At 64.3% G+C, this 18,576-nt stretch carries 16 protein-coding genes; 6 read left to right on the top strand and 10 right to left on the bottom strand.

The genetic code is table 11. The features are described 5' to 3' along the window. Positions 1-31: 31 nt before the first annotated feature. Entirely contained in the window at positions 32-670 is a 639-nt protein-coding gene (locus BTH42_RS25200; protein ID WP_075303892.1) for an FMN-binding negative transcriptional regulator, read from the bottom strand. Between the two features lie 121 nt (positions 671-791). On the opposite strand from BTH42_RS25200, the gene BTH42_RS25195 reads away from it, so the two are divergent. Beyond that, on the top strand, positions 792-2,375 hold the full coding sequence (locus BTH42_RS25195; RefSeq protein ID WP_075303891.1) for a PLP-dependent aminotransferase family protein: 1,584 nt from the start codon (positions 792-794) through the stop codon (positions 2,373-2,375). Between the two features lie 53 nt (positions 2,376-2,428). On the opposite strand, the gene yjfF is transcribed toward BTH42_RS25195, so the two are convergent. From yjfF to BTH42_RS25170, 5 genes are all read right to left on the bottom strand, one after another. Further along, a complete protein-coding gene (yjfF, locus tag BTH42_RS25190; RefSeq protein WP_075303890.1) occupies positions 2,429-3,523 on the bottom strand; it encodes a galactofuranose ABC transporter, permease protein YjfF in 1,095 nt (364 codons plus the stop codon). Beyond that, positions 3,520-4,563, bottom strand: coding sequence for an ABC transporter permease (locus BTH42_RS25185; protein WP_075303889.1), 1,044 nt, complete (start codon positions 4,561-4,563; stop codon positions 3,520-3,522). The genes yjfF and BTH42_RS25185 overlap by 4 nt, the downstream gene beginning before the upstream one ends. Further along, positions 4,560-6,233: a sugar ABC transporter ATP-binding protein gene (locus tag BTH42_RS25180; RefSeq protein WP_075303888.1), complete on the bottom strand. Its 1,674-nt coding sequence runs from the start codon at positions 6,231-6,233 to the stop codon at positions 4,560-4,562. Before BTH42_RS25180 ends, BTH42_RS25185 begins: the two co-directional genes overlap by 4 nt. Positions 6,234-6,485: 252 nt before the next feature. Continuing rightward, positions 6,486-7,472, bottom strand: coding sequence for an ABC transporter substrate-binding protein (locus BTH42_RS25175; protein ID WP_075303887.1), 987 nt, complete (start codon positions 7,470-7,472; stop codon positions 6,486-6,488). A 239-nt stretch (positions 7,473-7,711) separates the two neighbouring features. Then, positions 7,712-8,308, bottom strand: coding sequence for an alpha-ketoglutarate-dependent dioxygenase AlkB (locus tag BTH42_RS25170; protein WP_075303886.1), 597 nt, complete (start codon positions 8,306-8,308; stop codon positions 7,712-7,714). A gap of 150 nt (positions 8,309-8,458) precedes the next feature. Here BTH42_RS25170 and BTH42_RS25165 point away from each other — a divergent pair, with 150 nt between their 5' ends. Next, positions 8,459-9,043, top strand: coding sequence for a malonic semialdehyde reductase (locus tag BTH42_RS25165; RefSeq protein ID WP_075303885.1), 585 nt, complete (start codon positions 8,459-8,461; stop codon positions 9,041-9,043). A 102-nt stretch (positions 9,044-9,145) separates the two neighbouring features. Here BTH42_RS25165 and BTH42_RS25160 read toward each other — a convergent pair whose 3' ends face one another. Beyond that, the gene (locus tag BTH42_RS25160) at positions 9,146-9,493 is read right to left on the bottom strand and encodes a hypothetical protein (RefSeq protein WP_075303884.1); all 348 of its coding nucleotides are present in this window, start codon (positions 9,491-9,493) and stop codon (positions 9,146-9,148) included. Positions 9,494-10,043: 550 nt separating this feature from the next. On the opposite strand from BTH42_RS25160, the gene BTH42_RS25155 reads away from it, so the two are divergent. The 3 genes from BTH42_RS25155 to BTH42_RS25145 all read left to right on the top strand — a co-directional run bounded on the left by BTH42_RS25155 (position 10,044) and on the right by BTH42_RS25145 (position 12,847). Continuing rightward, positions 10,044-11,231, top strand: a complete 1,188-nt coding sequence (locus BTH42_RS25155; RefSeq protein WP_075303883.1) for a metallophosphoesterase — start codon at positions 10,044-10,046, stop codon at positions 11,229-11,231. Between the two features lie 490 nt (positions 11,232-11,721). After that, positions 11,722-12,429 carry an MgtC/SapB family protein gene (locus BTH42_RS25150; protein WP_075303882.1) on the top strand — a complete coding sequence of 236 codons (708 nt, stop codon included), beginning with the start codon at positions 11,722-11,724 and terminating at the stop codon, positions 12,427-12,429. A 163-nt stretch (positions 12,430-12,592) separates the two neighbouring features. Then, the gene (locus BTH42_RS25145; protein ID WP_075303881.1) at positions 12,593-12,847 is read left to right on the top strand and encodes a GlsB/YeaQ/YmgE family stress response membrane protein; all 255 of its coding nucleotides are present in this window, start codon (positions 12,593-12,595) and stop codon (positions 12,845-12,847) included. A 103-nt stretch (positions 12,848-12,950) separates the two neighbouring features. Here the strand turns inward: BTH42_RS25145 and BTH42_RS25140 are convergent, their stop codons facing one another. The 3 genes from BTH42_RS25140 to BTH42_RS25130 all read right to left on the bottom strand — a co-directional run bounded on the left by BTH42_RS25140 (position 12,951) and on the right by BTH42_RS25130 (position 17,212). Beyond that, entirely contained in the window at positions 12,951-14,450 is a 1,500-nt protein-coding gene (locus tag BTH42_RS25140) for an acetyl-CoA hydrolase/transferase family protein (protein ID WP_075303880.1), read from the bottom strand. 218 nt (positions 14,451-14,668) lie between these two features. Beyond that, positions 14,669-14,887 (bottom strand): hypothetical protein, encoded by a 219-nt coding sequence (locus BTH42_RS25135; protein ID WP_075303879.1) that lies wholly within the window; start codon positions 14,885-14,887, stop codon positions 14,669-14,671. Between the two features lie 126 nt (positions 14,888-15,013). Next, the gene (locus BTH42_RS25130) at positions 15,014-17,212 is read right to left on the bottom strand and encodes an FUSC family protein (RefSeq protein ID WP_075303878.1); all 2,199 of its coding nucleotides are present in this window, start codon (positions 17,210-17,212) and stop codon (positions 15,014-15,016) included. Between the two features lie 198 nt (positions 17,213-17,410). Here BTH42_RS25130 and BTH42_RS25125 point away from each other — a divergent pair, with 198 nt between their 5' ends. Continuing rightward, on the top strand, positions 17,411-18,403 hold the full coding sequence (locus BTH42_RS25125; RefSeq protein WP_075303877.1) for a LysR family transcriptional regulator: 993 nt from the start codon (positions 17,411-17,413) through the stop codon (positions 18,401-18,403). Positions 18,404-18,576: the final 173 nt, after the last annotated feature.

Below are 18,576 nucleotides of genomic sequence, written 5' to 3'. Positions count from 1 at the left end.
TGGGCGCGATTGCTCGCAGTCCGAACCAGAGTCATTCACTCTTGCCGGCCGCACACGCGAGCATCGCGTCGCCGATCTGCCGATTGCCGCGCGCCACCAGTACCTCGCCGGGACCGCGGATATCGCGCGCGTCCTTATGCTGGCCGAGCTTGCGCTTGCCGACCAGCCGCGTGATCTCGACTTCGAGGCCGACGATCGCGGCGAGCAGTTCGTCCAGATAGTCCGCCGGCGCGTCGCCCATCTTCCACGGCTGCGCCTCCTGCGCTTCGTGGGTACGGGTCAGCCGCGCGACCACGCCGCGCACGAATTTGCTGTCGTCGCGAATCCGGATCCGCCCATGCGCATGCACGACCGCGTAGTTCCACGTCGGCACCTGCTTGTGGTGTTCGTGCTTGCTCGGATACCAGCTCGGCGAAATATACGCATCGCCGGCATTGAAAATCACCAGCACCTCGTCGTTGTCGGCGACGTCCTGCCAGAGCGGATTGGCGCGCGCGACGTGAGCCTGCAGCGTGCCGAACTCGCCTTCGGCGCGTAACAACTCGAACGGCACGTGATTCGCATCGAGGCCGCTGCGACCGTGCGTGACCAGCGTGCCGAACGCGCGCTGCTCGATCAGCGCGTGCAGCGCGTCGATGTCGGACTCCTTGAACTGTTCGGGCAGGTACATCGTGCGTGATCTCTCGTGAGGGTTTCGGGTCGGCCGCGCAGCGCGCGCGATAGCAGCCAGTGTGCCGGAATCTGGTTTAATCTGAAGATCCAGTTTTTACTGAATCGATAGAACCAGAATCATGGCCAGAACCGCCCGCAGCACCGACCTCCCGTGGCTCGCCCCGTTGGACCGCGAGGCTGGCAACCTCACCCGCCAGCTCGTGATGGCGCTGCGCGAAGCGGTCCGCAACGGGCTCGTGCAGCCCGGCGATCCATTGCCGTCCACCCGCTCGCTGGCCGCTTCGTTGCGGATCGGACGCGGCACCGCGCTCGATGCGTACGAGCAGCTACTGGCCGAAGGCGTGCTCGAATCCAGAGGACGCGCGGGCACGAGTGTCGCGCAGGCGCTGGCCCGGCCGGCGCAGACCAAACGCCCCGCGCTCAAAACTTCCGCTAAAAGCGCGGCCACGCTGCCCGAACGCGCCAGCGCGTTCGCGCGAATCGCACGCGAGTTCCGGCCGCTCGCGCCGGTGCCGTTCGCGATCTCGGTGCCCGGCGGCACGACCGCGCCGGGCGAAATCTGGCGGCGGCTCGGCAACCGTACCCGCGTGCGCGGTCCGGGCGCGCCGGCCGGCTACGGCGATCCGCTCGGCGCGTTGCCGCTGCGCGAGGCGATCGCCGACTACGTGCGCAAATCCCGCTCGGTGCGCTGCGAGCCCGGCCAGGTCATCGTCACGAGCGGCACGCAACAGGGGCTGTACCTCGCGTGCCAGGTGCTGCTGGACGCGGGCGCTCAGGCGTGGGTCGAGAACCCCGCGTATCGCGGCATCACCGCGATTCTGGAGAGCAGCGGATACGGTCAGGCGATGGTGCGTGTGCCGGTCGATGAACAGGGACTCGATGTCGCCGCCGGGATTCGCCTCGCGCCGCATGCGCGTGCGGTGTTCGTCACGCCGTCGCATCAGTACCCTCTCGGTATGCCGCTCAGCATGTCGCGACGCAATGCGTTGCTCGCGTGGGCGCGCGCGAACGACAGCTGGATCGTCGAGGACGACTACGACAGCGAGCTGCGCTACGAGGGCTATCCGTTTCCGTCGCTACAAGGACAGGATCCCGAACGGGTCGTCTATCTCGGCACCTTCAGCAAGGTGCTGTTTCCTTCGCTGCGGCTCGGCTATGTGATCGCGCCCGCGGCCCTCGTCGATGCGTTCTGCGGCGCGCGCATCCTGCTGGACCGGCATCCGCCGAACGGCGACCAGCACACGCTCGCGGCCTTCATCGCCGACGGCTATCTGGAGCGCCACATTCGCAAGGTGCGCAACGTGTATGGGGAGCAGCGACAACTTCTGATCCGCACGCTCGAACGCTTGCTGCCGCGCGAACTCGCGTGGGTCGATCCCGGCGATCAGGGGATGCATCTGGTGTTGTGGCTGGCCGAGCCGCTCGACGACCGGACGGTGGTCGAACTGGCATCACAGGCCGGCGTGGCGGTGCGCGCGGTCTCGCCGATGTACGCGCCGGGTACCGCGCGCGCCGGGCTCGTGCTCGGTTTCGGCGGGTTTAGTGCGGCGGAGATGACCGCGGCGGCGGAGCGCCTCGCGGCAGCGATTCAGCAGGCCGCGCGGACGGTCGGCGCGGGCCATCAGGAGACGACGGGTCGCAAGCAGAGCACCCGTAAAACCGGGGCGAACGCGCGGCGGCTTCGCAAGAACAGCGACCGTTGAGCAGGAGCGGCGCGCCCGTTCGCGCCAGCGCCGCTCATGCATGCGTAGCGCCCTTACCCCGGCGCCCTGCCCAACACCTGGGTATCCGAAGCAGATGCCGAACTCTCCGGTTGCGGATGCGCGCGCCCCGAGCTCGCGACCGCGCCGGTCCCGCCCGGCCGCCCGACCGACTTCGCATGCCGCTCGATCAGCCGTTGCAGCAGACAGAACGCGCACAGCAGCGCGCCGATCACGATCCGTGTCCACCACGAACTGAGCGTGCCGTCGAACGTGATCAGCGTCTGGATCGTGCCGAGAATGCCGACGCCGAACAACGAACCGATCACATAGCCGACCCCGCCCGTCAGCAGCGTGCCGCCGATCACCGTCGCGGCGATCGCATCGAGCTCCATCCCCTGTCCTTGCAGCCCATAACCGGACAGCACGTAGAACGTGAACACCGCGCCGCCGAGCGCCGAGCAGAAGCCGCTCAGCGCATACACGCCGATCCGCGTATGGGCCACCGGCAGCCCCATCAGCAGCGCCGAGCGCGGATTGCCGCCGACCGCATAGACGTTGCGGCCGAAGCGCGTGAAATGCGCGATATAGATCGCGGCCGCGAGCGCCGCGAGCGCGATCAGCACGTTCGCCGACACCGAGCCGATGCCGATGTTCAGACGGAACGCCGAGATCCTCTGGAAGGTCGGATCGGTGATCGTGATCGACTGCGTGGTGATCAGAAAACACAGCCCGCGCGCGAAGAACATCCCGGCCAGCGTGACGATGAACGCCTGCAGTTTGAAGAAATGAATCAGCGCGCCCTGCACCGCGCCGAACACGGTGCCCATCAGCAGCACGATCGGAATGATGAGCCACACCGACAGATGCATGTGCTCGGACAGCACCGCTTCGACGATCGTCGTCAGCGCGACCACCGAACCGACCGACAGATCGATGCCGCCCGACACGATTACGAACGTCATGCCGATCGCGACGATCAGCAGGAACGCGTTGTCGACCAGCAGATCGAGCAGCACCTGCCACGAGAAGAAGCCGGTGTACATCACCGAGCCGAAACCGAACAGCGCGCAGAACAGCAGGATCGTCACCGCGATCGGCAGCGTGCGCGGATCGACCACGCGCGCGAGTGCTTCGAGAATGCGCGTCATCGTGCCACCCCGCGATGTTTGACGAGCGATGCGCCGAACGACACCGCGAGCGCGCGGGCCGCCGGCGACTGGATCACGCTGACCGCCAGCACGACGGCCGCCTTCACGACCAGCGTCGCTTCCGGCGGCACGCCGATCGAATAGGTCGTGTACGTGAGCGTCTGGATGATCAGCGCGCCGAGCACGGTGCCGGCGAAACTGAAGCGGCCGCCGAGCAGCGACGTGCCGCCGAGCGTCACCGCGAGAATCGCGTCGAGTTCGAGCAGCAGGCCCGCGTTGTTGCCGTCCGCGCTGCGCACGTTCGAGCTGATCAGAATACCGGCCAGCGCCGCGGTCAGACCCGAGAACGCGTACACCGCGAACACGATCGCCTTCGAGCGCAGACCGACGAGGCGCGTCGCGACCGGATTCACGCCGATCGCGCGAATGAACAGCCCGAGCGCGGTGCCCTCGACCAGCGCCGCGGTCGCCAGCACCGCGATCGTCGCGATCCACACCGAGCACGGCACGCCGAGCCAGTAGCCGCCGCCGACGAACAGATACGCGGGCGCGCCGATCGGAATGATCTGGCCGGCGGTCAGCAGTTGCGCGATACCGCGCCCGGCGACCATCAGGATCAGCGTCGCAATGATCGGCTGCATGCCGACGAACGACACCAGCAAGCCGTTCCACATCCCGCTCAGCAGCCCGACGATCAACGCGGCGATCAACGCCTGCGCGACCAGCGCGCCGCTCGGCACAGGCTGCGTCGCGAGGATCGTCGCAGCGGCGGCGCCGGCGATCGCGACTACCGCGCCGACCGAAATATCGATGCCGCGCGTGGCGATCACCAGCGTCATGCCGATCGCGACCAGCACCAGCGGCGCCGCGCGATTCAGGATGTCGATCGGCGCGCCGAACAGATGGCCGTCGAGCATCCGCAGCGACAGGAAATGCGGATTGACCAGCAGATTGAGCCCGCACAACAGCACGAGCGTGATGCATGGCCACAGCAGCGGACGGTCGGCGCCGTCGCGCGCGACCCAGTTCGATAGCTTCATTCGCCGCTCCCTGCGATCAGTCGGTAGATGTTGTCCTCGTTCGATGCGGTGCCGGCGACCTCGGCGATCTTGCGGCGATCGCGCAGCACCGCGACCCGATGGCTGACGCGCAGCACCTCGCTGATCTCCGATGAGATGAACAGGATCGACAGACCGTTCGCGCACAGCGCGAGCAGCCGGTCCATGATGTCGAACTTCGCGGCGACGTCGATGCCGCGAGTCGGTTCGTCGAGAATCAGCAGCTTCGGATCGGTCGCGAGCCAGCGCGCGAGCAGCGCCTTCTGCTGGTTGCCGCCGGACAGCAGCGCGATCGGCTGCTCGGCGTCCGACGCCTTGATGCCGAGCCGCTCGATCCACGTATCGGCCAGTTCGCGCGCGCGTTGGCGGCTGATCTTGCGCCACCAGCCGCGGCGCGCCTGCAACGCGAGCATGATGTTTTCGCGGATCGACAGTTCGGCGACGATGCCCTCCTTCTTGCGGTCTTCCGCGCAATAGCCGATGCCGTGGCGCACCGCATCGTGCGGCGAGCGCAGTTTCACCGGCTTGCCGTTCACGAGGATCGTGCCGCTGTCCGCGCGGTCCGCGCCGAACAGCAGGCGCGCGGTTTCGGTGCGGCCGGAGCCGAGCAGACCGGCGAGGCCGAGAATCTGGCCCGGCTGCACGTCGAGATCGATCGGCTGCAAGGTGCCGCGCCGGCCCACGCCGCGCAGTTCGATGAACGGTTGGCGGTTCGCTGCGCTTGCTGCTTCGGTTGCTTCCGTTGCGTGCGTTGCATTCGCTGCGTTCTCCGGCAGTTCGTCCCGCAGAACGTCGGCGGCCTGCTCTTCGTGCGCCGCTTCGCGCAGACGCGCGCTCATGCGCTCGTGGCCGACCATCTTCGCGACCAGCAGATCGGCCGGCAGATCGCGCGCAAGGTATTCGCCCTCGCGCTCGCCGTTGCGCATCACCGTGATGCGGTCGGAGATCGCGTAGGTCTGTTCGAGAAAGTGCGTGACGAACAGGATCGCGATGCCCGATTGCTTAAGATGCCGAAGGATCTTGAACAGCTGCGCGACCTCGCTGTCGTCGAGACTCGAGGTCGGCTCGTCGAGAATCAGCACGCGCGCGTCGACCGACAGCGCCCGCGCGATCGCGACCATCTGCTGGACCGCGATCGGATACGCGTCGAGCGAGCGGGTCACGTCGAGCGATACGTCCAGACGCGCGAGCGCTTCCTGCGCGCGACGCTTGATGTCGGCCCAGTCGATCGCGCCGAAGCGGCGCGGCTGCCGGCCCGCGAAGATGTTTTCCGCGACCGACAGATTCGTGCACAGATTCACTTCCTGATACAGCGTGCGCACGCCGGCCGCTTCGGCCTCCTGCGGCGACGCGAACGCGACCTCCTGGCCGCCGAGCCGGATCGTGCCGCCATCGGGCGCGAATACGCCGGTCAGTACGTTGATAAGGGTCGATTTGCCGGCGCCGTTCTGGCCCATCAAGGTGTGGACTTCGCCGGGATAGAGCCGGAAGTCGACGCGTTGCAGCGCCTTGACGCCCGGGAAGGTCTTGCTGACGCCGGCCATCTCGAGGATCGGCGCGCGCGTGCCGGCGCCATCGTGGGCGGCCGGAGTACCCGGCGAGCCGCTCTCAGGCTGGCCGGGCTGATTCGGTTCGGAAGCGGAATGGGTCATGGACCTCGCTCGATCTTCTATGCGTGGTTTGGCGGCGGTGCCAACGGCAGGCCCGTGAAAAGAGACCGCCCGCTGCCGAAGCAGCCCGGGCGGTCAGGCACCACTGGAGAAACCTTATGATCTGGTCGTGCTGCACGCCGGTTGCACGTTCTCGGTTGCGCATCTCGGTGCACATCGGTTGCGCGCCCCTCGTAACGGCGCGCGGCGCCGGGACCGCACGCGCCGCGTGGGTCCCGGCTTGCCTCGATAGCGTCAGTACTTACGCGTCGGCAGCGTCTGCGCGGCCACGCTCATCGGGAACACCGTCTCTTCCGTCAGGATCCGCTTCGGCAGTTGCTTGCCGGCCACCACGTCCTTGACCGCGGACATCAGTTGCGGTCCGAGCAGCGGGCTGCATTCGACGTCGACGTTCATCTTGCCCGCGGCCATCGCCTGGAAGCCGCCCTTGGTCGCGTCGAACGACACCACGATCACGTCCTTGCCCGGATGCATGCCGGCTTCTTCCATCGCCTGGATCGCGCCGAGCGCCATGTCGTCGTTATGCGCGTAGACCACGTTGATCTTGTTGCCGTAGGTCTTGATGAACGCTTCCATCACCTGCTTGCCGCCGGCGAGCGTGAAGTCGCCGCTTTGCGACGCGATGATCTTGAACTTCGGATCGGTCTTGATCACTTCGATCAGACCGGAGTGGCGGTCGTTGGCCGGCGCCGAACCGACCGTGCCTTGCAGCTCGGCGATATTGACCGGGCCTTTGTCGTTCTTGTAGTGATCTTCGAGCCACTTGCCGCCGCGCCGGCCTTCTTCGAGGAAGTCCGAGCCGATCATCGTCACGTACAGCGACGTGTCTTTCACGTCGATGTTGCGGTCGGTCAGGATCACCGGAATGTTCGCGGCTTTCGCTTCACGCAGCACCGGCTCCCAGCCCGATTCGACCACCGGCGAGAACGCGATCACGTCGACCTTCTGCGCGATATACGAGCGGATCGCCTTGATCTGGTTTTCCTGTTTCTGCTGGGCATCGGAGAATTTGAGCTTGATCTTGGCGTCCGCCGCCGCCGACTTCACCGACTCGGTATTCGCGGTGCGCCACGCGCTTTCCGCGCCGACCTGCGCGAAACCTAGCGTGATCTGCTTGTCCTCGGCGTGCGCGACGGGCGCGCCCAGCGTCAGCATTCCAAGACCCGCGGAAAGTGCAAGCGCGCCCAGAGCGCGGCACGCAGCACGTCGTGTATTCGCCATGACTGTCTCCTTAATCGTTGTTGTGTCGCGACCCCGTCACCTGCCCAGCCCTCGTGGCCCTCATGGTGCGTGGATCGTGATGTAGCGTACTGTGCGACGCGTTAACCGTCCAATCATATGATTCGCGCCGTCGATACCAATTTTGGTATCGCGTGCGGGATTGTCCCTGGTTTATGGTCGAATTGTTTGGATTGCGGCGGGAAATGCAGCGGAGATCGCGGTTGGGAACGCGTTGGGATTTATCCCGGCTGGCGCGGCGTGACCCAGCGGAACGTCAGATTGATGCGCTCGCCGCTCACGCGCGGCTGCTTCGGCACGCGATGACGCCACTGCGCCTGGGTGTCGCCCTTCATCACCAGCAGGCTGCCGCCCTTCAGCGAGAACGACTGCACGACGCCGGTCTTGTTGTGGCGCAGATCGAAGGTACGCGCGACGCCCAGACTCACCGACGCGATCACCGGCTGCCTGCCGAGTTCGGGTTCGCGGTCCGCGTGCCAGCCCATGCTGTCGGCGCCGCTGCGGTAGCGATTCAGCAGCACGCTGTTAAAACGCGCGCCGCTGGTCGCTTCGGCGGCGGCTTTGAGTTCGGCGACGGCGGGCGTCCACGGCTGCGGGACGTTGCGAATGCCCGAGTAGATATAGACCGCGTCGGGCTCGCCTTGCCACGCGGTCAGACGCGGCAACGCGACCCGGCCGGCGGGCGTGCCCATCGTGTCCTGACGCCATTGCACCTCGTCGATCAGCCGCGCGAGAATTTCCCCGGCCGTGGCGGGCGCGAGCCAGTCCGGATACCAGTCGACGTCGGGCGCCGGCAGGTCGTTGAATAGATCGGTCATCGGAATGCCTGAATACGAGCTGGCGAGTAAAAACCCTGGCTATTATGGCGGCAACAGCTGGCCCCCCAAAGCGCCGTGCCGCGAAGTCGATCGACCCGTGCTGCCGCGTTTTTCCTGGGTTTCCTTACCATTCTTTCACGGACCACGTTCATGACTCTTTCCGATCAGGCGCTCGCCCAACTCTTTCGCGACGCACGCACCCACAACGGCTGGCAAAACAAACCGGTCGACGACGCGTTGCTGAAGCAGCTCACCGAACTCGTGCTGCTCGGCCCGACCTCGGCCAATTCGAGCCCGGGCCGCTTCGTGTTCGTGAAGACGCCCGAGGGCAAGGAAAAACTGCGCCCGGCGTTATCGGCCGGCAATCTCGAGAAAACGATGGCCGCGCCCGTTACCGTGATCGTCGGAATGGACATGGCGTTTTACGAGCAGTTGCCGAAGCTGTTTCCGCATGCGGACGCGCGCAGCTGGTTCGCCGGCAACGAGCGCGCGATCGCCGATACCGCGTTTCGCAATTCGACGCTGCAAGGCGGTTATCTGATTCTCGCCGCCCGCGCGCTCGGTCTCGACACCGGGCCGATGTCCGGCTTCGACGCGCAGAAGGTCGATGCGGCGTTCTTCGCGGGCACGACCGTGAAGTCGAACTTCCTGATCAACCTGGGTTACGGCGATGCGTCGAAGCTGTTTCCGCGCAGCCCGCGTTTTTCGTTCGACGAGGCGGCGCGGATCGTTTGATGAATGAGTTAAGCGCGTGATGCGATGCGCGGTACGGAGCGCGAGGTGCGGGTTGCATGCCGCGCGCTTCTTGTTATCCGCTTCGCGTCAAGTAAGGTCAGGTCAGGTCAGCACTGCGATATAAAACACCACCGTGCCGATCAACGCGCCGATAAAGCAGAAGCCCTCTTCGGCGTCGTCCCCATTCGAGCGCAGCCATGCGCCGACCGCCCCGAATAGTCCGGCTATGCCGAGTGCCACGCAAACCATCACCACGTCGAACAGCGCGCTTTTGCCGAGTTCGGAAAATTCGATATTGCGCACGCCGACATACAGCGCAATCGCCATCAGCGAAATGCCGACGAGCGGCAGCATCACATGACTGCCCTCATACCCGACGTGATGCGCATGATGAACGTGAGGCGCGTCGTGCGCATGGCGCCAGTGGCGATCCGATTTGAGCAGCTTCATGTGTGCCTCCCGTCGCCCTGCCTCTGTGCCGGCGATAGAACCAGTCGCAATGGAACCGCGCGGCCCCCACCGCGATGCGTCCCGCCGTGGCCTCGCATAACTGCCGCGCTGGCCGCGAAATCTGCTGGTTCGTTCAAGCATAGTCCACCGCCCAACACAATTCAAAGCCCATTTAATTAGCTTGCATAGGCATTGAAATACGTGCCGCGCGGTGCTGCCGGATTACCGGCAAGCAGTTGTTACGCCCCCGAGGTGTAGTCGCGCTAGCGGACGGCTTGTTGCGCACATCGGGGTACGCGTTGGCCTTTTCAAAAATGCTCGCGTTGCAGTGCGGGGGCGCGAATTTTGCGTCGCCAGCAAGGGCCTGAACATGCCGGTAGAATGACTCGCCGCATGCATCGGGCTGCTTTTCCGGGCTGCCTTTCGTTATGCCGCCCATGTGTCGGGCCGCATTGATCAGCGCAATACGCGCCTCGTGCAGCGGCCGCTCACCGAACGCGGCGCCGTCGTCGGCTCCGGCCTTCGGTCCCTTCCCGTCCCGATCCTCTCTATGCGCCGTTCATCGTTTCTTACCCGCATCATTCTGATTGGCATCGTGCTGCATATCTATGTCGGCTTGCGCCTGCTGCCCGACATGCCGATCGGCGCGACTGCCCGCTCACTGTGTGTGCTGTGGCTGGTGCTGTCGATCTTCGTGATTCCGCTCGGCATGATGGCGCGCAGCATCAAGCGCCAGCCGCTCGGCGACCGGGTCGCGTGGATCGGCTTGCTGGCGATGGGCTTTTTTTCGTCGCTGCTGGTGCTGACGTTCGCGCGCGATATCGTGCTCGCGTCGCTGCTGACGATCGATGCGATCTGGCCGAACACGCTCGCGATCGCGCATTGGCGCACCGGTTCGGCGGCGGCGGTGCCGCTCGCCGCGTTGCTGTCGACGCTGATCGGCCTCGTCAATGCGCGGCGTCGCGCGCGCGTCGTCACGATCGACGTGCCGATCGACGATCTGCCCGCCGCGCTCGACGGATTCACGATCGTGCAGATCAGCGATATTCACGTCGGCCCGACGATCAAGAGCCGCTATGTCGATGCGATCGTCGACGCGGTCAATCGCCTGCAGCCGGATCTGATCGCGGTGACCGGCGATGTGGTCGACGGCAGCGTCGCGAAACTGAGCCGGCATACGCAGCCGTTATCGCGTCTTAGCGCACGGCACGGCGCGTTTCTGGTGACCGGCAATCACGAGTACTACTCGGGCGCGAACTCGTGGATCGCCGAATTCCGCCGGCTCGGTCTGCAGGTGCTGCTGAACCAGCACGTAGTCGTCGATCACGACGGAGCCCGCGCGGTGATCGCCGGCGTCACCGACTACTCCGCCGGCCACCACGACCCCGCGCATCGCAGCGACCCGGTCGCGGCACTCGCGGGCGCGCCCGGCGACGTGCTGATCAAGGTACTGCTCGCGCACCAGCCGCGCTCGGCCGAAGCGGCCGCGGCAGCCGGCTTTACGTTGCAGTTGTCCGGGCATACGCACGGCGGCCAGTTCTTCCCGTGGAATTTCTTCGTGCGGCTGCAGCAGCCGTTCACCGCGGGTCTCGCGCGCCTGAACGGACTGTGGGTCTATACGAGCCGCGGGACCGGTTATTGGGGACCGCCGAAGCGGCTGGGCGCACCGTCGGAAATCACGCGCGTGCGGCTGGTGCCAGGGCTGGTGCCAGGGCTGGTGCAAAGCGAGCCCGAATGAAATATTCGGAGTCCGTTTTAATCTCGAGTGTCGATCGCGCGAGCCGGCATGGCGGCACGGCTTGACGAACCTTTACACAGCCGCCTAAAATTCGCGCACTTCTTTTAACCGGAATCACGATCTTGGACAGTAGCAGTTGTAGCCGCCGAGTATCGATTTGCCCGCTCGCCTGAGCGGCAGGTTTCCGCGTCAGTCCATTCGTTCTGTCGCCGTCCTGCCCTCGGGCTCGATGGCGCACGTCGCTCTCGTCTCCTTTACGTTTTTCATTCACGTGTCGTACTGCCAGTGAAGCAGCGCGTGGCGCACCGCCATGCCGATGCCGCACGCGTCGAACCCGCCGCCTGATGCGCCGCCGGGTTCGCGTGCGCGCGCCGCATCGCGCGTGAGCGCGCACGTTCGTCCGTTCGGTCAACGAAAGATCGTAGACGACCCGACGCTGTCATGCGAATGACTCACACTGCAGCGGCACGCGCGCCAACCTTTCTGAACGATGACACTCGAATTCTTCCTGCGGCTTCTGACCGCTTTCGCCTGTGGCGTGGCCATTGGCCTCGAACGGCAGATGCGCCAGCGCAATGCCGGCTTGCGCACGATCACGCTCGTCGCGAGCGGCTCATGCCTGTTCGTCACGCTCGGCGTGCTGACCGGCAACGGCGTGTCCGGCGTGACCCAGATCGCCGCCTATGTGGTGTCCGGCGTCGGCTTTCTCGGCGGCGGCGTGATCATGCGCGACAAGGGCTCGATCCAGGGGATCAACACCGCGGCGACACTCTGGTGCTCGGCGGCGGTCGGCGTATTGAGCGGCGCCGGACATTACGGGCCCGCGCTCGCGGGCACCGTGATCGTGCTGCTGACCAATACCGTGCTGCGCGAAGTGAGCCGGATGATCAATGCGACGCCGGTTTCAAACGCCGACCTGGTGCGCGAATACGTACTGACGATCGTATGCCGCGAAGCCGACGAGATTCACATCCGCACCGCGATCTCGAACTCGATGTATTCGGCGCCGCTGTCGTTTCAAAGCCTGACGAGCGAGGACGTCGACAACGACTCCAGTCGAATTCGCGTCGCCGCGACGCTGAAGCTGCATCCGAAGTATCAATCGAAGCTCGAGCAGATGGCGAGCCGCCTGAGCATGGAGAAAAGCGTATCGAGCGTCAGTTGGAGCGCGCGCGAAGCCGAGCCTACGCCCGAGTGAAGCCGCGAGTGTCACGCCACTTTATTCGCGGCACATCGTCTACACTTAGCTGGCAGCAGATTTAGACAATGTTAATTCCGTGTCCTCAACATGGACTGTCCCATAACCTTCGACTAAGCTCTATCACCGTGATTTTTTCACATACAACTACGGAGTCTCGAATATGGAACACGGCATCATTGCATGGCTTATCATCGGCGCAATCGCGGGCTGGCTCGCCGGTGTGCTGGTCAGAGGCGGCGGCTTCGGCCTGATTGTCGACATCATCGTCGGGATTGTCGGCGCGTTCATCGGCGGCTGGCTCGCCGGCGTGCTGCATATTTCGCTCGGCAGCGGCTGGTTCGGCTCGATCATTACCGCATTGATCGGCGCGGTGATTCTGCTGTTTATTATCCGGCTCGTGCGACGAGGTTCTTAAGCACAGCTTTCAATCATTCAATAAATGAAGAAGCGCCAGCCGGCTCGTGCCGCTGGCGCTTCTTTCTTTTTACAGACCGCTTTTCTTTCCGTTCGATTACAGATCAGGCCGGCAGCATCGAACCCGTCTCGCGCAGGCGCTGGTGCCATGCGAATGCCTGGTCGAGACGATGCGGCGTCTGCCCGCCCCACTGCAATGCGTCACGATAGTAGTCGCGCAGTTGATCGCGATACAGCGGATGCACGCAACGCTCGATAATCAGCTGAGCGCGTTCGCGCGGCGCGAGTCCGCGCAGATCGGCAAGACCCTGCTCGGTCACCACCACATCGACATCGTGTTCGTTGTGATCGCAATGCGGGACCATCGGCACGATGCTCGAAATGCGGCCGTCTTTCGCGATCGACTTGGTCGCGAAGATCGCGCACGACGCGTTGCGCGCAAAATCTCCCGAGCCGCCGATGCCGTTCATCATGTGCGTGCCGCCCACGTGCGTCGAATTCACGTTGCCGTAGATGTCGAATTCGAGCGCGGTATTCAGCGCGATCAGACCGAGCCGGCGGATCACTTCCGGGTGATTGCTGACTTCCTGCGGACGCAGCACCAGCCGGTCGCGATAGCGTTCGAGTTCGCCGAATACCTGGGCCTGACGCGTCGCCGACAGCGTGATCGATGCACCGGATGCGAAGCTGACCTTGCCGGCATCCATCAGATCGAAGGTCGAATCCTGTAGGACTTCCGAATAGATTTCGAACACGTCGAACGGCGAATCGACGAAGCCGGCCAGCACCGCGTTGGCGATCGTGCCGATCCCCGCCTGCAACGGCGGCAACTGCTTCGGCATACGGCCGTGCGTGACTTCGTGCTGGAAGAATTCGATCAGATGGCCGGCGATCGCAGCGGTTTCCTCGTCTGCCGGCAACACCGTGGACGAACTGTCGGGCATGTCGGTGATGACGATCGCCGCGATTTTTTCAGGCGGGATCTCGATGGCCGGCGTGCCGACGCGGTCCTGCGGGCGCACGATCGACAGCGGCTCGCGATGCGGCCGGCGGCCCGGAATCCAGATGTCGTGCAAGCCCTCGAGCGCGAGCGGCTGCGCGAGATTGATTTCGACGATGACCTTCTCGGCGAGAATCGCGAAGCTCGCCGAATTGCCGACCGAGGTGGTCGGCACGATGCCGCCGCTTTCGGTGATCGCCGCCGCTTCGATGATCGCGACGTCGAGCTTGCCGAGCTGGTTGGCGCGCAGCATTTCGACGGTCTCGGACAGATGCTGATCGACGAACATCACTTCGCCGCGATTGATCGCGTCGCGCAGCGTCTTGTCCACCTGAAACGGCAGACGGCGCGCGAGCACGTGTGCTTCGGTCAGCATGCGGTCGACGTCGTGGCCCAGCGAGGCGCCGGTCATCAACGTGATGCGCAGCGGCTCGCTCTGCTGGCGTGCGCGCTCGGCCAGCGCGACCGGCACGGCCTTCGCGTCGCCCGCGCGCGTAAAGCCGCTTGCGCCAACGCGCATGCCGTCCTGAATCAGAAGCGCCGCGTCGGCGGCCGTGGTGATTTTTTCGCGCAGCGCGGCGCAACGAATGCGGTCTTCGTACATGAAACGGGTCTCTCCATAGTCACCAGCTCCGTCTCTGGCGCGCACGTCTGCGGTGTGCTTGGTTCACCAGGCGGGTGCCGCACCCGCCGCGGCGTCTCGATCGGACGGCGTCGCAGGCAGGTGTTGGGTCGCGAGACAGGGTTCGCGACAGAGGTTACGCGTCAGCCAGGCATCATCAGGCACCAGCCGGCATGTCGCGCGATGCAGCGGGCACTGCCTTAGCTACCGAAGTAGATATTGCAGAAGCTCACCGGGCCAACGCACTCGTCGGCTTTTGCTTTCGACGCCAGTACGCGGCTCGGGGTCACCGCGTTGTTTGCGCGCGGCGTCGCGGCCTGCGCAACCTGTTGCGGCGCTTCTGCCGGCGCGGTTTGCGCATAGGCAGCGGCGGTAGCGGACAAGGAACAGGCAATCACAACCATCTTCAACACTTTCATCACTTTCTCCAGGACTTACGACTACTGCTGTGAAGCAGTGACGAAACTATATGACCGCCACCTACCTGGATAAACGGGGTCGCCCGGAAGGGATTCTTCCATCTGGCGGAAAGATCGCCGTCCCGCTCAGCGCCGGTTAAACGGCGCGTCACGGTCGAGCAACGCGGTCCGGATGAAGTGCAGACAGCTGAGGATGCGCTGCAGGTCGTGACGCCTGTCGCGGTCCGCATGCACCGTTTGCAGGGCGTCCTGGGCAAGCCACGACGCCGTGCGCACGGAGATCAGTGCGCGTTCGAGCGCGCGTGGCTCAGGGTGCGCGAACAGGTGCGCGAGATCGTCGCAGGTATCGGCTAGCACGCGACGCCAGCGCGGCTCGAGCGTGTCCACGTACTGTGCGCGCGCCGCTTCGTTGCGCAGGTCGATGACCGCGTGGCCGACTTCGATCGTCGCCAGCATCCAGCGCAATGCCTCTCGCCGGCGCCGCGAGCGGTGCGTCAACAGCATCCGCAGCTGCGAAGTCAGATCGTGCGTGCTCGACTGGAAACGCTGATTGAGGCCCGGCAAGTCGTCCTTGCACGCGCGAACCGCCTGAGCACGCAGATCGCCCATGATCTGCCCGGTCAGCCAGCGCATGTCGGCGGGAAACACCACCGCGAAGGCAAGCGCCGCGAGCAGCATCGCCGCGGTCAGCGCGATACCGTTGTTGAGCAGCAGATCAGGGGTGTAGCTGACGACGTTGTCGGGGCCGGCCAGCAGACAGAAGAACACCGAGAAACCGATCCCATAGCCGGCCGCGCCGCGGCGCGTCGCGATGAACGCACCGCACGCGAGCACCGGTGCGAGTACCGCGCAAAGCAGTGGGAAGCCGTCGATATTCGGATACACGTAGCACATGAACAGATAGCCGGTCAGGGTCGCGGCCACCGCGCCGATTGCCATCTGTACGGCCATTTTCGTCGAGTTGGGCGCGGTCGACGTCAACGCGCAAACCAGCGTCGCGCCGATTACCGCGAGTCCGCCGCTCGGCCAGTTGGTTGCGATCCAGAACGATCCGGCAATCCCGATCACGACCGCCGAACGCACGAACGCGAACAGTACGACGAAGTTATTGGTGCGGCTTATATGGTGACTTTTGTGCGGGTGACGCGGTTCGGCATGCTGCCAGCGTTCCGATTTTCGCCATGACAACGACGCATAGGTATCCGAATAATTGATCCATTCGCTCACGAAGCGATACAACAACTCCGCTGCGGTATCGAAGTCCGCGCGCGATTCGGCTGACGCGGTTTCGAGTGGCCGCCTGGTTTCGCGCATACGGCGCGGCAGATTCGCCTGGAACAGACGCAGATCGGCGGCTACGCGCGAAGCGTCGACGGCCTCCGGTGACCTGGTTGCCAACAACGCGGCCAGTTCGTCGAAGTACGGCGCGACCGCCTCGAGTATCGACGCGTGATGGTTCGCGCGCAGCCGCTTGAGCAGCTGATGCAGTGCATGCAAGCGCGCGCAGGCATCCATGAACTCGCTGTTCAGTCGCGCCAGATGTTGACCGCGCGAGCGCAACGCCGGATCCTCGAAAGCGACGAACGTGCGCGTCGCCTCGACGCCCGCGATTTCATCGACGAAATCCGCGAAACGCCGCTCGAACTGATGACGCTCGAGCCCGCGTGCGAGCACCTCGGCGGCGAACGCAGTAAAATTCGCGTACCGGATCTGCAGGGTACGCCTTAGCACGAGACTCGTGCGCTGCGGCAGAATCAACGCGCTGACCGCGCTCGAACACACGATTCCGACCGCCACCTCCGCCGCGCGCGTGAGCGCCGCGAGGAATAGTCCCTGCGGCGCCATTACGTTCGGAATGCCGATCAATGCGGCGGTATAACCCGCGAGCACGAAGCCATACCATCTGAAATGCCGATACCGGACCGCCGCCGCAATACAGGCGCTCACCCACACGATCATGCCGAGCATGTACAGTTCGGGCTGCTGGACGAAGAGTCCGCCGAGCAGCAGCGCGGCGACCGTGCCGACCGCCGTGCCGAGAATCCGGTAGAAGCTCTTCGCAAGGACCATCCCGCTGAACGGCTGCATCAGCACGAACACGGTGGTCATTGCAATGCGCGGCTGCGGCAGATTGAGCAGCATCGCGACGCCCAGCGTGAGCAGACCCGCGGTCACCGTTTTCAGCAGATGCAGCCAGGTCAGACCGTCGGTATTCGCCCAGTCGCGCATGGCCTGTTCGAGCATAGGCCGGCTGAAGCGTTGCTGCGTGAGGCCATGCGGCCGGAAAAATCCGGCTGCCCGCTTGATCGCATGATCGTGTTTCATCTGAAAACAGTGCGCCCCGTTTGGTCGCTGAAAGAGCCACCGGCGGGAACTGCTTACGCCAGTAGACGAGGCGCCGATTGTAGGATTCCGCGATACGCGCATTAAGCCAATACGCGCAGAACATATGTTCCAGAAAGGACAACAATAGCTTTCTGCGACAGGCGGACAATATGGCCTTGGTCAGGAAATAGAGGTTTGATGGACACGCTACAAAACATGCGCGTATTCGTACGCGTAGTCGAAGCCGGCAGCTTTACCGCTGCCGCGCAGTCACTCAATTCGACGACCGGTGCGATGTCGCGCGCGGTTTCTGAACTCGAAGCGCATCTGCGCACCCGCCTGCTGAATCGCTCGACGCGCAGACTGGCCCTCACAACCGCCGGCGAGCGCTATCTGAAACGGTCGCAACAAATCCTCGCAGACGTCGATATCGCCGAAGAAGAAGCCAGTTGTGCGCACGAACGCCCGATCGGCGCGTTGCGCATGCATAGCTTTGCGAGCATCGGGCAGCACTACATCCTGCCCGCCATTTCGCGGTATCGCACGCTCTATCCCGAGGTGACGGTCGAACTGACGCTGTCGCAACGCATGCCCGACCTGTTCGAAGGCAGCGCCGATGTCGCCGTGATCGGCGCGTCGACATTGCCGAACTCGGAGCTCGTGTCGTTTCATCTGGGCACGACGTTCAGCATCCTGTGCGCATCGCCGGCGTATATCCGAACGCACGGCGCGCCGCAAAAACCGGCCGATCTCGCACGCCATGAATGTCTGATCCTGCACACGCCGGCATTTCCGCCGCACGAATGGACGCTCGAGGGTCCAAATGGCAGCGAACTGATGGAAGTGGATGGGCCGGTGCACGTCAACATCGCCGAGTCGCTGGTGATGGCAATTCGCGAAGGAATGGGAATCGGGATGGTGCCGCTGTACGCGGCCATTTCCGGATTACGCGATGGCACGCTGGTGCGTGTGCTACCGGAATATACGCTGCAGAAGATGAATATTTACGCGCTCTATCCGTCGCGCAAGTTCATCGACGCAAAGACGCGGACGTGGGTGGAATTTCTGCGCACGCACCTGCCGAAAGTCATCGCTCGCGATGAGGCATTGCTTGCAGAAGTTGGCCAAATCGATTCGGTGGATAGCCACTTACCCGTCGACGCTGGCGGCAGTGCGGGTCCTGCTGCCTAAGCGGGCGTTCTTGATCGGCGTGATTTGTTTGTGTGCACGTAGCGTGCGCACAAACAATATTGGTAAAAGCGATTTTTTAGTGATCGCCTTTTTCCGCGCGTAAACGCCAGAACCCCGGTTCTCTTTCGGAGACACCGGGGTTCTGGACATACAGCATAAGAAGCCTGACGATT

It is taken from the genome of Burkholderia sp. SRS-W-2-2016 (assembly GCF_001931485.1).
GTDB lineage: Bacteria > Pseudomonadota > Gammaproteobacteria > Burkholderiales > Burkholderiaceae > Paraburkholderia.
This window is presented reverse-complemented; position numbering and strand designations above follow the sequence as displayed.